13 protein-coding genes and 3 pseudogenes are annotated in these 14331 nt (G+C 40.4%); 1 reads left to right on the top strand and 15 read right to left on the bottom strand.

Features of this window, described 5'->3' with window-relative positions; genetic code table 11:
- Positions 1-329: 329 nt before the first annotated feature.
- The 11 genes and pseudogenes from DXD11_RS10250 to DXD11_RS10305 form a co-directional block, all read right to left on the bottom strand.
- Entirely contained in the window at positions 330-1706 is a 1377-nt protein-coding gene (locus DXD11_RS10250; protein ID WP_118758339.1) for a sensor histidine kinase, read from the bottom strand.
- Entirely contained in the window at positions 1694-2356 is a 663-nt protein-coding gene (locus tag DXD11_RS10255; RefSeq protein WP_118758340.1) for a response regulator transcription factor, read from the bottom strand. Before DXD11_RS10255 ends, DXD11_RS10250 begins: the two co-directional genes overlap by 13 nt.
- A gap of 14 nt (positions 2357-2370) precedes the next feature.
- Positions 2371-3111, bottom strand: coding sequence for a lantibiotic immunity ABC transporter MutG family permease subunit (locus tag DXD11_RS10260; RefSeq protein ID WP_005330844.1), 741 nt, complete (start codon positions 3109-3111; stop codon positions 2371-2373).
- 1 nt (position 3112) lies between these two features.
- A complete protein-coding gene (locus DXD11_RS10265) occupies positions 3113-3844 on the bottom strand; it encodes a lantibiotic immunity ABC transporter MutE/EpiE family permease subunit (RefSeq protein ID WP_004853398.1) in 732 nt (243 codons plus the stop codon).
- Positions 3837-4550 carry a lantibiotic protection ABC transporter ATP-binding protein gene (locus DXD11_RS10270; RefSeq protein WP_005609481.1) on the bottom strand — a complete coding sequence of 238 codons (714 nt, stop codon included), beginning with the start codon at positions 4548-4550 and terminating at the stop codon, positions 3837-3839. The genes DXD11_RS10265 and DXD11_RS10270 overlap by 8 nt, the downstream gene beginning before the upstream one ends.
- Positions 4551-4651: 101 nt before the next feature.
- Positions 4652-5014 (bottom strand): zinc-ribbon domain-containing protein, encoded by a 363-nt coding sequence (locus DXD11_RS14555; RefSeq protein ID WP_243105851.1) that lies wholly within the window; start codon positions 5012-5014, stop codon positions 4652-4654.
- A pseudogene (locus DXD11_RS10285) lies at positions 5004-5462 on the bottom strand (virulence RhuM family protein); the annotation flags it as partial. The pseudogene DXD11_RS10285 and the gene DXD11_RS14555, both read right to left, overlap by 11 nt.
- A gap of 14 nt (positions 5463-5476) precedes the next feature.
- Positions 5477-5659 (bottom strand): annotated as a pseudogene (locus tag DXD11_RS14880) (5-methylcytosine-specific restriction endonuclease system specificity protein McrC); the annotation flags it as partial.
- Positions 5660-5944: 285 nt separating this feature from the next.
- Complete coding sequence (locus DXD11_RS14565; protein ID WP_243105852.1) at positions 5945-8023, bottom strand: hypothetical protein; 2079 nt, start codon at positions 8021-8023, stop codon at positions 5945-5947.
- A 551-nt stretch (positions 8024-8574) separates the two neighbouring features.
- A complete protein-coding gene (locus tag DXD11_RS10300; RefSeq protein ID WP_118758341.1) occupies positions 8575-8865 on the bottom strand; it encodes a hypothetical protein in 291 nt (96 codons plus the stop codon).
- A gap of 10 nt (positions 8866-8875) precedes the next feature.
- The gene (locus tag DXD11_RS10305; RefSeq protein ID WP_118758342.1) at positions 8876-9250 is read right to left on the bottom strand and encodes a TnpV protein; all 375 of its coding nucleotides are present in this window, start codon (positions 9248-9250) and stop codon (positions 8876-8878) included.
- A 284-nt stretch (positions 9251-9534) separates the two neighbouring features.
- Here DXD11_RS10305 and DXD11_RS10310 point away from each other — a divergent pair.
- Positions 9535-10440, top strand: a pseudogene (locus tag DXD11_RS10310) (hypothetical protein); the annotation flags it as partial.
- On the opposite strand, the gene DXD11_RS10315 reads toward DXD11_RS10310, so the two are convergent.
- The 4 genes from DXD11_RS10315 to DXD11_RS10330 form a co-directional block, all read right to left on the bottom strand.
- Positions 10419-11078 (bottom strand): DUF2290 domain-containing protein, encoded by a 660-nt coding sequence (locus DXD11_RS10315; RefSeq protein ID WP_118758343.1) that lies wholly within the window; start codon positions 11076-11078, stop codon positions 10419-10421. The pseudogene DXD11_RS10310 and the gene DXD11_RS10315 sit on opposite strands and share 22 nt — an antisense overlap.
- A 3-nt stretch (positions 11079-11081) precedes the next feature.
- Positions 11082-13238, bottom strand: a complete 2157-nt coding sequence (locus tag DXD11_RS10320) for a DEAD/DEAH box helicase (RefSeq protein ID WP_118758344.1) — start codon at positions 13236-13238, stop codon at positions 11082-11084.
- A 25-nt stretch (positions 13239-13263) separates the two neighbouring features.
- Complete coding sequence (locus DXD11_RS10325; RefSeq protein ID WP_330426634.1) at positions 13264-13509, bottom strand: 23S rRNA methyltransferase; 246 nt, start codon at positions 13507-13509, stop codon at positions 13264-13266.
- Positions 13510-13765: 256 nt separating this feature from the next.
- Positions 13766-14284, bottom strand: coding sequence for a ClbS/DfsB family four-helix bundle protein (locus tag DXD11_RS10330; protein ID WP_002304342.1), 519 nt, complete (start codon positions 14282-14284; stop codon positions 13766-13768).
- Positions 14285-14331 lie beyond the last annotated feature (47 nt).

Raw genomic sequence — 14331 nt, forward strand, 5'->3', positions numbered from 1 at the left:
CCTTGAAAAATAAGGAAAGTTCAGGAAATCTCTCCACAAATTCCGATTTGTAAAACTGTTGCATTGATTATATCAAAGAATCATGCTTGCAGCAATCCACTTAAAACGAGAGGCAGGTTTGTCCTCCTGCCCCTAAAAAAGGAAGGGAAGGTGAAAAATATATAGTCAACTGCTTTTTCCAGCAGCTATGAATCGTTACTTACCATAGAAGTCATGCCTCCTTCTTCCATGAGATTACAGCAAACGTAGTAGTAATGTCTATCAAAAGGCTTTTACATATTAGATAAAAGCATGTAAAATTTCTTTTACATAGCTTAATTGCGGTCTATTTAGCTTGTTTCTTGACTACTCAGGAAAAATATTTCTACCCTCGCCCCACCTGTATTTTCAGAATTTGAAAGTTTAATACCTCCACCATATTTTTCAGCCACAGTTTTTGCAAAAAATAGCCCCATCCCATAATGGGCTTCGCCATTTCTACTTGTGTCATCCATAAAAAACTGCTCTGTGCCATGCAATAATGCTTCTTTTGTAAATCCTGATCCGCTATCCTCCACAATGAATGTCAGCCGGTCATCCTGCTCCTTTGCATCAATATAAATGATTCCATTTTCTTTTGTATGCTCCACTGCATTCTGAATCACATTCATTACGGCTCGAAACATTGGATCATAAGCAATTGTTACTTTTTTATCACTTTGTCCCGCCTTCCAATCTATTTTCTGGTGATAGATTTCTACCAGTCCGAGTGCCTGTTCCTTTATATCTGCGAAAAAATCTTCTAACCTCACCGCTGTATAGGTAACATCACTGCAATTCCATGATTTTGTGACATCTATCAACTGTTTTACATAACTTTGTATCTGTGTTGTGCCGTTCAAAACATAAGTGATATTATTCTTCTGTTCTGTGGTCAGTTCAGTCTCTGAAAGTAGTTCTGCATTTCCCCGTACAATCGTAAGAGGTGTTTTAATATCATGCGCCAAAGCAGACATCTGTTGTTTCTTTTCCTGCTCTGTTTTCCACTGCTTTTCTAAAGATTCTCGCAATGCATCTCGCATATCATCGATTGCCGATAAACAGTCATCAAACTCTTTGATACCGGAACAGGATGTCTCATATTCCAGATTTTGATCCTTTATTTGTCTGATTGCGTCTAATACAGGCTGCATCTGCTTTTTGATTCTTTTTCCAAAACGTATGGACGGAATGATGATAATCGCTACCGCTCCAATCACTGACATAATACTCATCACATTCTGTGGTCCTATAAAATGCTCCCTCAAAAAAGCTGAATGATATTGAGGTGTCAGGCGATATTGCAATACAACATATTCATTTTCCCTTACAATTACTTTATAAAAATATTTCCCGGATGCGTTTCCGTACTTTGCAACATTCCATGCTATCTGTTCGTATTGTTCTGACAGATCTCCACCTATTTTCTCTCCATTTTCTGAAAAGATTACATAATCACAAAGTGCAGGAATCATCTCAGCAGTTACTTTATCCGCACGTAAAATCGTATCATATGCTTCATTAATCTTTTGCTCTGCATAATTCGCCGGATAGATACAGCCCACACTAATCAAAAGGTACAGCAGCAGCCAAGCAACAATCACCAAACCTACTAATGATCCAAGCATGACCAGTACATATCTCATAAAAATCCAGCTGAGTGCATTGCTTCTCTTTACTCTTCCCATTTATATCCAATCCCCCAGACTGTTTTTATCGGTGTATAATCATAATCCGCAAATTTTGCTCTTATATTTTTGATATGCGTGATAATGGTACTGTCATTACTCTCACTGTCAAAACCAAAGACCTCTTCTAAAATCTGTTCTTTCGAGAAAACCTGTCCCCTGTTTTTAGCCAGGAATTCACAAATTTCGTACTCCGCTTTCGTAAGAGGAAGTTCCTTATCATCAACCAATAGTTTATTTTGAGATATTTGAATACAGGCCCTCCCCAAAACCATCCGGACAGAATGTTCCCTGTGCTCTCTTCTAAGATGTGCATTAATCCTTGCCCGAAGTTCCATCACTCCAAATGGCTTTGAAATATAATCATCTGCTCCTAAAGAAAGTCCGTTTACCAGACTGTTTTCCTCCGTTTTTGCCGTAAGAAACAAAATCGGACAATCCACAAGCGTCCTGATTCTTTTGCATAATTCGAAGCCATCAATTCCAGGCATCATAATGTCCAGTAAAATCAGGTCATAACGATGTAATTCTTCCATATTAATTTTTAGTGGATTACTTACTTTGGTAACCAGATGTCCTTCCTTATTCAAAATGCTTTCTATCATTTCCAAAATTGCCGGTTCATCATCAACTGCCAGTATTTTTGCCATAGTTTCCCTCGATTCTATTCCGATATTCTGTTTCCTTCCCAGTGGTTTACCCACCAAAAATAGTATACCATACTAATCCCTGTAAATATTAAGCAACCTGGTATGAATGACAACCATTCACCTACACTAGTTTCTCCCAATACAGATTGCAGATAAGTATATGGTACTCTACCCGTCCAGCAGACAAATACATATTTCCACACATAATCTCCAAGTCCGGTAAGCATCAATGCACTAATTAGTCCTGATATAATCCCTGCTCCAATGGATACCCCTTTTCCAAACTGAAAAGCCAGAATCAGCTGCCACAGATAAAGTGGAACACTGCTTCCCCACAGCAGCAATGCTGCAAATATACATCCTTTCATGATTTCGATATCGCTTGATGCGATTCTTCCAAATCCAATTCCGAATATGATTGCTGTCAATAGGATAGAGCACAGACACAAAACCAGTAGCATCAACAGTTTCGATAAAAATGCTGCAGGTTTATCCGGTAAAGACAACAGATTTTGAAAATCACCTGCATTTTGTTCCTGTTCCATCACACTTGCTGTAAAAATTCCAATAAGTACCGGAAGTCCTGCTCCTATTGCCTGATAAAATGCAATCACTTTCATATTTTCATTCCATGGTGAAAAAAAGTAATATATTAAAAATATAACGCTGGTTATAATCGGAATCAGTAAGTGTGCCAGAATCACAGATGTTCCTTTCATCTTTCGCAAGTCTGCATTAAGAGATCTTCCAATCATCTTATTTCACCTCTCTTCTCTCAAACCATTTCAAAAACAGAACCGTTACAAAAACAAACCAGATGATTGAGAGACACATTCCCGGAACAATGACTCCCGTATCCAAAAGAGGATTCCCTGCTTCTGCGGCAAGTCCATTTGGTAAAACATGAAGCAACGGGCACATCATTCGCATAGGGATTGCAGAAACAAGTACATACCAGATTCTGGTTTGTGATATTACCACACCGCTGACGGTAATAAATAGGCAGACGAACAGGTTTACAATCATTCCAAATCGTTCACTTAAAAATAAAGCTACCGGAATCTCCCATAACTCAGAAACCGTCAGAAACAATACTGCAATCAACGCTCCTCCAACTGGAACATGTGTCGTTAGAAGAAAGCCTCCAAGCGTTGCTCCTGCAAACACAATCACATTAGAAAACAAAATCATGTACCCAATATAAATAATTTTCCCCAGCAACAATTTTCTTCTGTCTGTGGGAATAGTCATTAAATGATAGTATTTTATCTTTTTCTCCTGCGCCACAGAAAGATAACAAAATAGAGCAATCATCCCCGGCAGCAAAAGTGTATACCACCAGTTCCAAACACTTTCTGCATAAGCATTTGTCATCCCAAGAGTAAATATAAATGCCATGACAAATGTAAGAAGAGGAAATCCCCAGATAAACTTTTTTCGCATGGTTCTTTTGGCTTTTTGATGTTCTGCTTTTATAATATTAACCATGGATTTCACCTGCTTTCTGGTTTTTTCTTACCACATTCATAAACAAATCTTCAAGATTATCTCCCTGCTTTAATGCTCCTTCGTATCCTAAGATTCCACCTGAAATAATTCCGACTTTATCTGCAAGTAACTGTACCTCTGAGAGAATATGACTGGAGAGAATTACAGTGATTCCCTGTTCCGGAAAAGACCGGATCAGCTCTCGTAATTCCTCGATGCCTATTGGATCTAATCCATTCGTAGGTTCATCCAATATCAAAAGTTCCGGTTCTCCAAGCAATGCCATTGCAATGCCTAGTCTTTGCTTCATCCCCAAAGAAAACTGTCCTGCTTTCTTCTTTCCGGTGTTTGTAAGTGATACAATCTGCAAGACCTCATCAATTCTGTTTTCATCTGTACCAAGCAATAATTGTCTTACCTTCAAATTCTCTCTGGCGGAAAGATTTTCATAAATAGGCGGATTTTCAATTAACGCTCCTATTTTTGATAAATCTTTCCTATCCAAAAGTTTTCCATCAAAGTAAATCTTTCCTGCAGTTGGTTTCATCATACCGGTCAGCATTTTCAATGTGGTAGATTTACCAGCGCCATTCGGTCCAAGCAGTCCATAAATCTGTCCCTTTTCGATATTAAGTGAAACATTATTTACCGCTTTCTGTTTTCTAAAATATTTACATAGATTTTGTGTCTGTAACATCATTTCCATCTTTACTATCCTTCCTTCTATATTTCATTTCTTACTGAAATATAACCTAACAGAAAAAAATAAAGATTTGATGAAGATTTATTCCCGTATGGAATAAACCATCAATTGAATATCATTATCAGAACTCGGCTTTCCACTGAAATCAGCAAAGCTGTTACACCTTCTTTCATTTCAGGCTTATAAAGTGCTTCTCCATACATATAGTCTACCTGCCCATATATCAGTGTTTTTCTATCCTTCTCCCATTCAAAAGCAGATAATGTAAGTCCCTTTTCTCCTGCATCCCATAACTTGCAACGGGTAGAAATAAGAGTGTTCCACTCTCTGCCACAATCCTTACACTTCCACCAAGCCTTACGATTGGCAAAGACCGTAACCTGAGTTGGAAGTAACGGATAATTTCTGTCCGACCACTCGGCTGCTATATCCGGCAGAAGTGTTGCAAGGTCATTAAATCCTCCCATCAAAATACTTTTCTGTCAGATAAGTTCCGCGTTTGAGACGCTCGTCATCCATAACCCAGCCTTTGATGGTATAGTCCTTTGCAATTTGATTGACCCATTTACGGAACTGCACCGCACGCTCAGAATTTACCTTAAATCCTACTGCAATGATCATCTCTAAGGAATAGTGATTTGTGCTGTAGCTTTTTCCGTCGGCGGCAGTTATTCGAAATTTTCGAATAACTGAATCCTCTTGTAACTCACTGTCCTCAAAGATTTTCTTAATATGATAATTTATAGTGTTAGTGCCGACATCGTACAATGTTGCCATCATCTTCTGTGTCAGCCATATATTCTCATCCTCATAGCGCATCTCAATACTGTCCTGCTGATCGCCGACAGAGGCAACATAGGTTAAGTATTCTGCTGCACTGGAACGGATGGTTATTTCGTCTTTTTTCTTTTTCAAATAGGAGGCCTCCTTTATAAATCGAAATGCGTTTTTGCTATTGTATTTAGCTGTCCTGCTATTTCATCAAATGGTAAATTCAAATCCAGAGTCCTGACAGTAATCTGGTTTCCACTCATCTGATACACATTATTCGGATATATCTCTTCATCAGTCTTGGCATACAAAAGCATTCCCGAAACCGTGTGGTCCTTCTCTCTTGAGGTATTTCGGCATACGGGGCATAGCGTCCACCTCCTTTACGCTGCCTATTGCCGATTTGCTCCCGAAACGCAGGAACGCCCAAAACCTGACCCCGCTGTATGGTTTCGGGGTGATTTTGGGCGTTTTCTTTCGATATGAGCGGCTTTGTTTTGGCGGCGGTATCCTTACCGTCCGTCATTCAAACGCCGCTGTTTGTCGCTTTCGGGTAACAAAAAAGCGCCGTATTACTACGACGCTTTTGTCTTGCTCGGAAGATGGAGCAAGGGAACGCTATTCAATTATCTGTTGTACTTTTTCTTCCTGCTTACAACCGTTGTGCCAATGGCTGCACCGCCGCTGATGAACAACAGGGCAATCCACAGTGCAAGGTTGCTTGTATCGCCGGTCTGCGGACTCTTATCGGATGTTCCCGATTTGGTACTGGCAGGTTTTTTCTCAAGAGCAGCAATCGCATCTTCGATAGTCTTTGCCATCTTGTCTACTTCGGATTGCTCCGTAATATTTTTACCACGGACAACAGCCTTGACAGCAGCTTCCACACCGGAGAAATCCTTGTAGTCATTCTTGTTTAGTGCATTTGCTTTGGCAATGGCTGCATCAACCTTTGTGTAATCTGCATCCTTGTATTGCAGGGCAGCAATGGCATCTTCAATAGCCTTCGCCATTACATCCACTTCGCTCTGCTCCGTAAGGTTCTTGCCACGGGTCACAGCATTCACAGCGGCTTCCACGCCGGTGAAGTCCTTGTAGTTTTCCTTGTTCAGTGCATTTGCTTTGGCAATAGCTGCATCTACCTTTGTGTAATCTGCATCCTTGTATTGCAGGGCAGCAATGGCATCTTCAATAGCCTTCGCCATTGCATCCACTTCGCTCTGTTCAGTGATGTTCTTGTCACGGACAACAGCCTTGACAGCAGCTTCTACAGCAGAGAAGTCCTTGTAGTTGTCCTTGTTCAGTGCATTTGCCTTGGCAATGGCTGCGTCAACCTTAGTGTAGTCGGCAGGTAAATAAGTCATTGCAATGGTCTGTGTATGAGTTGCTGTATCAGCCGTAATCGTAATATTGAGATTGAAAACCTCGCCATTATCTGCGCTGACTTCGACAGTATAAGTACCCGCTTCCAAATCAACAGGGTTTGCTACTTCCTGACCATTCACTTTAATGACTACATTCGCCAATTCAGCAGGTGTTACGACAAAAGAAACTGTATACTTAGGTGCAGGCAAAAGGGGCGTTCCATTAGAATTAAATCGATAATTGCCACCAGCAGCAGTGATTTCATTAAAGAAATCTTCCGTTTTCATAAAGTCAAGGGTCTTTTCTGTTCCAGCATCCTGGTACTTAAAGCAAGCCGGGACATTTTCAGTTTTCACGAAATAATTGTTTTCAAAAACAGGTGTATCAGAAGAAACACCGCCTGCAATACCACCCAAACGCTTATAAGGTGTAGTGGCAGTATATTGAGATAAATCCATTTCACCGGCGAAATAACAATGTCTGATTTCTGTATCTGCACCAACTATCCCTGCAATGCCGCCGAAATCTGTAGTTCCTTTGCCAAGGGGAACCATTTTCCCTATGGAATAACAATTGATAATCTTTGAGGCTTGATACAACTGCCCAACAATTCCGCCGGTACAGGGTGCCCAAGAGGTCATATCGCCTGTATTAGCACAATACTGTACGGTACTGCTTTGAGCAAAACCTACGATACCGCCCATCTGAAAAGAGCTGACATCCTTCGTTATTGAAAAATTACCCTTGTTTTGGCAGTATTCAATTGTGCTATTTATCGCATATCCGCACAAAGCCACAGTACCGTTAATATATTTATCTGTATCCGTGAACGACACATCTGAAACGCAGTCAGAAATTTTGCTGTCTGCTGCAACACCCGCTACCGTTCCAAAATAGACATACCCCGAATTGGACACATCCAGCTTGCCTTGAATTGTCAAGCCGGAAATTTCAGCGCCGTAAACCTCACTGAAAAATCCGAAAGACGGATACTCTGTCTTTCCATAGTTTTCGGAAAAATCCAAATTAGAAATCGTATGCCCGTTTCCATAAAATTTGCCGCTGAAGTAATGCAGCAGAGTTCCATCAGCAGCAAATACGCTACCAATTGGTGTCCACGCAATACCTGTTAAATCCAAATCTGCATCAAGCGATACAACAGCATCTGCCTTGTCATCATATTCACCATTATCTACCGCTTTTGCAAATTGCAAAAGCTCATCAACAGTGGTGATCGTGGTTTTATTGTTTTGCTCGTTTTCTTCTGCAAACGCCGTCATCGGGACAAGCGCCATCACAAGGCACAACGCAAGCAGAAGGCTTAAAAGTCTCTTCTTCATTTTCATTCCTCCCAAATAATTCTATCCGCTATTTACTTCCTCCGACAGCGGACACGCCGGAGAAGATAGAAGGTTTAACCGGAAAAGATTGATTTGCCGGTCGTGGTTAGGACTTCAATATCAAACCACCATCCTTCCGGCAAACGCAAAAAGCCGAAGCCAAGGCATAATGCGCCCTGTCTCCGGCAATTGGTTCGTTATAAATTGTATGAAATAAGACTTGACACGCTGAAAAAACGGCACTATGCTCCTGCCGAGCCGAGCCGAGCCGAGCCGAGCCGAGCCGAGCCGACAATAATTGTCGCATTTCCGTTTGCCATAGTCAAGTCCTCCTTCCATAATTTCTAAGGCAAAAGGATATGAATTCCCCCACCCCATAGATATACAGAAGTATTTTAGCAGATTTTCCCAAAAATCTCAAGTAGTTTTCAGAATATTGCTCTCATCTTTTTCTCAGAGCATTGCCTTCTTCCATTACTCACGGAACTTTATGACTTCTTGAATACTACCCGAAAAGGAAAAGCCGCCGTCTGTGACAGCGACTTTTCTCTTTAGCGGGTAAACCGTATCAGCAATTCGTTTAAGGCATCCACGGCACTGTGTCTTTCTGCCTGTATCTCTCGGTTTCGCCACTCTATAAGGCACTGACAAATTACTCTGATTTCTACCGGCTCAAAGGGGATTTTCTTCTTTCGCCCCGGCTTCATTACTTCCGCAATGTCACACAAGCGAAGGGCAAGGGAGTCAATCTGACCGTTGGTTTCTGCGTCATAGCTCCTGTGCTGCTGTATTAAGCCGTTTATCAGCACTCGCACCTCATAATCGTCCAGCTTGACCTTCATAGCCGTCCTCCTAACAGTAAATCAAATCGTTTGCAACGATTTCCATAGCAGCACTGCGGATGTTGTTCATCCTATGCACCCACAGCATTTGATTTTCCTCTTTGAGGGCTTCCGTTACGCCCTCTTTTTCGGAAAGCTGCTTTACCAGCCGAGAAAACAATGCTTCTGACTGCTCGTTAAGGTCTGCAAGGTAATCGTTCAGCTTGCCGGTAGTCAGCAGCTCGGCATCCAAGCTGACCTTGTGCTTTCGGATATATCGCAGGTTTTGCTGTCCCCAAATGCCGATGGGTCTGCCCTCCGGCTCGTCCTCTCCGGCGATTAGATAGTAGTCCCCGACAAGCTCATAGCGCAAGCCTGTCCGTTCGTCCGTGATGAATTCTTCCATTGTGTCGTCCTCCTTGAATTATATTGCTTCTCCGGCTTTATGCCCGGATTGCTTACGGTGATAATAGGCAAGCTGTCTTTGGTTACGATTGATGGTTTTGCATTCCTCGGAGCACAGCACCTCCTGACCGTTGGACGGCCAGAAGGGCTTGCCGCAAATCTTGCAGACCTTTTGACGGAAGGTGTGGTTGCCCTTTTCTGCATAGCGTTTCTTTTCTTTTTCGGCTTGCTGATGGGCTTTCGTGCAATCGGTGTTGCAAAACCTCTGCCTTGTGTTGTTCGGATAAAACTCTTTGCCGCATTGTTCGCAGATACGCTTCAGCCTTTGAACATGATCCGGACGGTGAATGGAATCGCCTCGGTTTCATACCCCTGGGAGAATCGCTTCACTCTAACCGATGGAAGCAACCAGAACTGGAACAGGTGTCCGGTGATTTTCTGGCAAAAAAATATCTCACCGGTGATCCGGTGAGAATGTATGTGGCACTTCGTATCTGGAATGAATATTTGAAGGCAAGAGAACCACGAGATCGGGAGTCTGCCTGTGAGCGTTTTATCGGGAAAATGAACGGCTTCACAGCCTTGTTTATGGGAAATCCACCCCTTGACTTTGATGAGGATACAGGGAAGCCAAAACGGATGAATATTTCCACGCATATTTATGGTTTTGTACCGCAGGAAGATACCCGGCTTGACCTCTGGTATCCGGACAGCAAACGGAAAATGGAGTGTGTTGCTGCCTATTCATCCCTGTATCCGCTGATGATCTATTATCTGAATCGCCTGAACGATTGGGGGCTTTATTTCCGGAAATGCAAAATCTGCGGGAAAGTATTCCTTGCCAAGAGCCAGCGCTATGAACTGTGCAGTGATAAGTGCCGCAAAAAACAGTCCCTCCAAAACAAGCGTGAGTTTGATGAACGAGCCAGAGAAAACAATTATGATCTGCTTTACAAAAATGAGTGCCAGAACTGGCGAAACAAAATCAATAAGGCAAAGAAAACTTCTGGTTTTCCTTCTGAGCGTCTGGAGGAAATGCTGGCCGCTTTTGAATCCTTCAAAAAAGAAGCCTTGCAGCGCAAACAGGCCGTGAAAAAGAAAACAGCCAGCCCAAAGGAATTTTCGGGCTGGCTTCTCCGACAGAGTAATATTATTGTGGAACTATTTAATCATGAAGATGTACAAACATGAACCAAAGCTTCTTCCTCTGAAACAATACTTTTTTCAAACTTATCTGTATACTTTGTGAGATCCAAGCAACTTTTATTTCGTGCTGTATGATAAAAATTTCTTAGTATAAACTCCATAAATTGATATGGAGAAACAGCTGAGGAAACAGGGATGCGACAATTTTCGTATTGACCCAATGTTAAATGTGATTTAGGGTGTTCTACTGGAACAAATGCCTCACCTGAATCAAAATCAAATCTTAATGGAACAGTAACGATTCTTTTGTCTAAGAATTCAAGATATATTTCATCCTCTAAATATAGCTCTGGTTCATTTTGGAACACCTCTAAATTAGGGGCAGGAAAAAATGACAGTCTATGTGCTATTATATCATTGTTTTGAAATCTGTATAAAAGACTAATTAAAGCTCCATCTATCATTTTGAAATTGTAATATTTTCTCTTTAAGAGTTCAGAATACATTTCGTTATATGGAATATTTTTTAGAAAAATCGAATTATCAACAGAACTAATTCCTATTTCACTAATTCCCCTTGGGCTCTGTGTTAGCGAAGGAAAATTCTGTGCATCGCAGATGCCAGCTTCAATAACATCAACTGTCAATTGTCTGATTTGCTTTAGGATATTTTTTGGATCCAATATTTACTCCCCCTTACCTTTAAGAAGGGACATAAGGCGTTCCACTTGATCTTCTCCCAAATCTTCAATATAAATGTTTCCGCTTTCTAATTCTTCAATTAAGCTTACAATATTCCCTTTGCTCTTTTTTATCTTATTTTTCTCAGCTTCGCTCATATCACGATTAACAATATTCATATGGTCTCGCTGAGCCTTTGTTGGGTAAATAAAATCCAAAGTGAACTTATGTTTTTTTACGTTTTGATACTCAGCAATGAGTCCATCCATTTGCGAACCTACACCTAATACTCTCACCCATGCTTTGCTTCGAGTGATAGCAGTAAACAACTGATTGCGAATTTTTGCCAAATCAAACAGCGCTTCAAAGCAAGTCTGTGCATTAACAATATAAACCATAGCCGCTTCGTTTCCTTTTGCCCTGTAGATTCCTGTAAATGCTACAGAATCATTATTTTCATCGAAGAATACATCTGGTGCTGTATCGACTCCAGCTGTATGAGACTGTATGCCTTTTTGGTATAAAAGCGATCGGATAGCTGCAACATTTGTTTTAGTTGTCAATGGATTTGGATTGATTACAATTATATCATCCGGGCGCAATTCATCCTTCTCAAGATTAGTTTGAATCTCATTTGCGACCCATTGATCCTGTTCTTCTTTAGTTTTAAAACTTTTAAATATAATTAAATCATCAATATCAGAATGTTTCTCAAGAAACTCTGGACTACTCTTGCTGGTTCGCTCTAACACAACATGCTTTCCATCTTCAAGTGAGCCATCTGCTATATTATATCCAATCTCTTCCCACAAAGCACTTTGATCAAACATTTGAACAAGACCGGATTCCTTCTCACTATCAGATTTTCTATATATTCCGAAACCTAATGCATGCGCTGTAACCAATGCAGGTCTTGAATTTCTATAACACTTTTCCAATATAATATCCTGCTCCGGTTGTCCATCTTCAGATGGTTTGAATTTTACTTTTGGTACGCCATTATCATCAACACCAAAGATTTGTTCAGGCGAAGGGAGTGACTGTAACCGTAGATTCTGAAGTTCATCATATGCATAAACCAACCGTTTAGGATTCCGTAACATTTCATAACACAGTCTTAAAAATGCCGGAGAAAAATCCTGAGCTTCATCTACTAAAACAACATCATACAAAGGCTTCGTATTGGTTGCTTCTTTAAGTGCTTTATTACAAGCCTCTCCAAATGGATCAGCAGAACCAAATTGTTTTCTAGCGGACATATAATCAAAATATTCTATATTATTGATTCCACAAAAGGTATAATACATACCATTACGTTCTCCACCACCTGGTGCACCCCACGCATGAATAATATGAATATTATCCCAATCTGGCTCATCACTGGTCTGCTCAATATAAAACGTATTAATTAATTGTCTCAATTGACCCTTCAATGAACGGGTATTGAAAGTAACAGCAATTCTCCATTCAGGATGTTGTGCATGCAAATATGCCGCTTTCAGTGCCAACACCACAGTTTTTCCCGATCCAGCAAGCCCACGAATTCTCTGCACACCTTCCACCGTTTCAATAACCGCTCTGCTTTGTTGATTATCTAAATTTGCTATAGAATCCTCTAAAACTTTTAATTTTGATCCCCTTGATTCAGGTTTAGTTGCCTCTCGACGTTTTTTTCCTTTTCTAATTGTAGAGATTGCCTGAAGCACTGATACTAACTGTTCATAGTACCCACTATTTTCCCATTTTAACGTTTCAATTTGCTTCTGCAAATCATTGTCACTAATACACAGAGGATAATCTTCCTCATATTCTAATTTATGCATTAAGGCAGGAGCATAAGTGATTACATTGATCTCAACGCAAAGTTTTCTTTTATTAACGAGTTGCCGGTATCCCTTAAGCTTTGCCTCTATTTTATTGGCACAATCATCTTGTGCTTCTTCATATCCCTCGGTGTTTTTTCCCTCGATAAGATTAAAAATAACCAGTCCTTTATCAGGAGAAATCCAAAGACCATCAATGGGATAAGCACCATCTACTGTACCAATAATTGGATATCCGATATATAAATATCCATCAAGTTCATTGTGGCTATGAAAAAATTTTTTCAATAATTCGCTGGATGTTGGTTTTTTTGTTGTACCAGTAATAATTGTAACCAATAGTTTCACTCCTTTTCGATGTTTCTTAGAGCATCTGGAAATATATTAATGCTTCTTTAATTGCCGCTTCCTTTTCTGATGGGCACTGAGGTTGCTTAGCATCCCCAGACTTTGCTTTATTATAATTTTCACGCTCTATTATACCACATTTCTGCTTTACCTGTGCAATATATAAGCTACTAACCTTCAAATCATATTTTTGCAGTATGTATGCCTTGATCTCATCATAAGTAGCCTTACTCTCCGCTGAAGTCAGATCCAGCTCATCCATCTTAATCTCAACCTCGATATGTTGCTTCGCATTGAGTTTGGACAAAAGACATACCGTCTCCACATGGCTCGGTTGTTCTATAAAAAACCTATTCAACCCCTACTGTACAAGGGAATGGTGGAACGCACCTTTTCCCTTAAAATCTAGGGTTTCGAGCCTGTGATAACCTTGAATTGCCCTATAATTTGTATAGGCAAACAGGGTAAAGCTCTGTTCCTTAAGCTTCATTTTTCATGTCATCTCTACAAACTGGAAGTTATAGTGCAATCTTTTTCCATTTTCTAATCTTGGTTCTAAAGGTTCCGAACGGAGCAACTGTATTAACATGTATGAATTTGTATACTTCCCAGACAGCTGTTTTAGTTGCTTCGTCAGCCCATTTTCTCATATGTGGTTTAAATAATTCTTCCTCACTCAGAGAATCAATCATTGCATAAATAGAGTTGATATTCTCATTCAATCTGTCTTTCAATTCTTGCAGTGACAGCTGAGCATATGTATCTGTGAACCATTGATATAATTCGCCAAGCTGATTCCACTTAAAATTATCCGAAGGAGTTTTAACAGGAATACCCTTTCTTTCGTCTGATTCCCATTTAATAACAAGAGTTGTCCAGCCAACCTGATAAGCAAGATTTTCTGCCGGAGTTCGATCGATCTCATCAATTCTCTTATCTTTTAAATGCTCCGGAATATCATTAAATTCTGAAATATATTTTGCAAAGCTTTTATTTATCTCGTTTTTAAGCTCGTCTTTATTCTCATATGTTCTCAATAGTCTATCTCCTCATCTTCCGATTTTCCAGTTTCAAAAACAGGAAT

Source organism: Coprococcus sp. TF11-13 (genome assembly GCF_003481085.1).
In the GTDB taxonomy this organism is placed as follows: domain Bacteria; phylum Bacillota; class Clostridia; order Lachnospirales; family Lachnospiraceae; genus Coprococcus; species Coprococcus aceti.

Excerpts from the sequence above, each read along its gene's own strand:
- DXD11_RS10250 (WP_118758339.1), bottom strand. The coding sequence starts at position 1,706 with ATGGGAAGAGTAAAGAGAAGCAATGCACTCAGCTGGATTTTTATGAGA.
- DXD11_RS10255 (WP_118758340.1), bottom strand. The coding sequence starts at position 2,356 with ATGGCAAAAATACTGGCAGTTGATGATGAACCGGCAATTTTGGAAATG.
- DXD11_RS10260 (WP_005330844.1), bottom strand. The coding sequence starts at position 3,111 with ATGATTGGAAGATCTCTTAATGCAGACTTGCGAAAGATGAAAGGAACA.
- DXD11_RS10265 (WP_004853398.1), bottom strand. The coding sequence starts at position 3,844 with ATGGTTAATATTATAAAAGCAGAACATCAAAAAGCCAAAAGAACCATG.
- DXD11_RS10270 (WP_005609481.1), bottom strand. The coding sequence starts at position 4,550 with ATGGAAATGATGTTACAGACACAAAATCTATGTAAATATTTTAGAAAA.
- DXD11_RS14555 (WP_243105851.1), bottom strand. The coding sequence starts at position 5,014 with ATGGGAGGATTTAATGACCTTGCAACACTTCTGCCGGATATAGCAGCC.
- DXD11_RS14565 (WP_243105852.1), bottom strand. The coding sequence starts at position 8,023 with ATGAAGAAGAGACTTTTAAGCCTTCTGCTTGCGTTGTGCCTTGTGATG.
- DXD11_RS10300 (WP_118758341.1), bottom strand. The coding sequence starts at position 8,865 with ATGAAGGTCAAGCTGGACGATTATGAGGTGCGAGTGCTGATAAACGGC.
- DXD11_RS10305 (WP_118758342.1), bottom strand. The coding sequence starts at position 9,250 with ATGGAAGAATTCATCACGGACGAACGGACAGGCTTGCGCTATGAGCTT.
- DXD11_RS10325 (WP_330426634.1), bottom strand. The coding sequence starts at position 13,509 with ATGGATGAGCTGGATCTGACTTCAGCGGAGAGTAAGGCTACTTATGAT.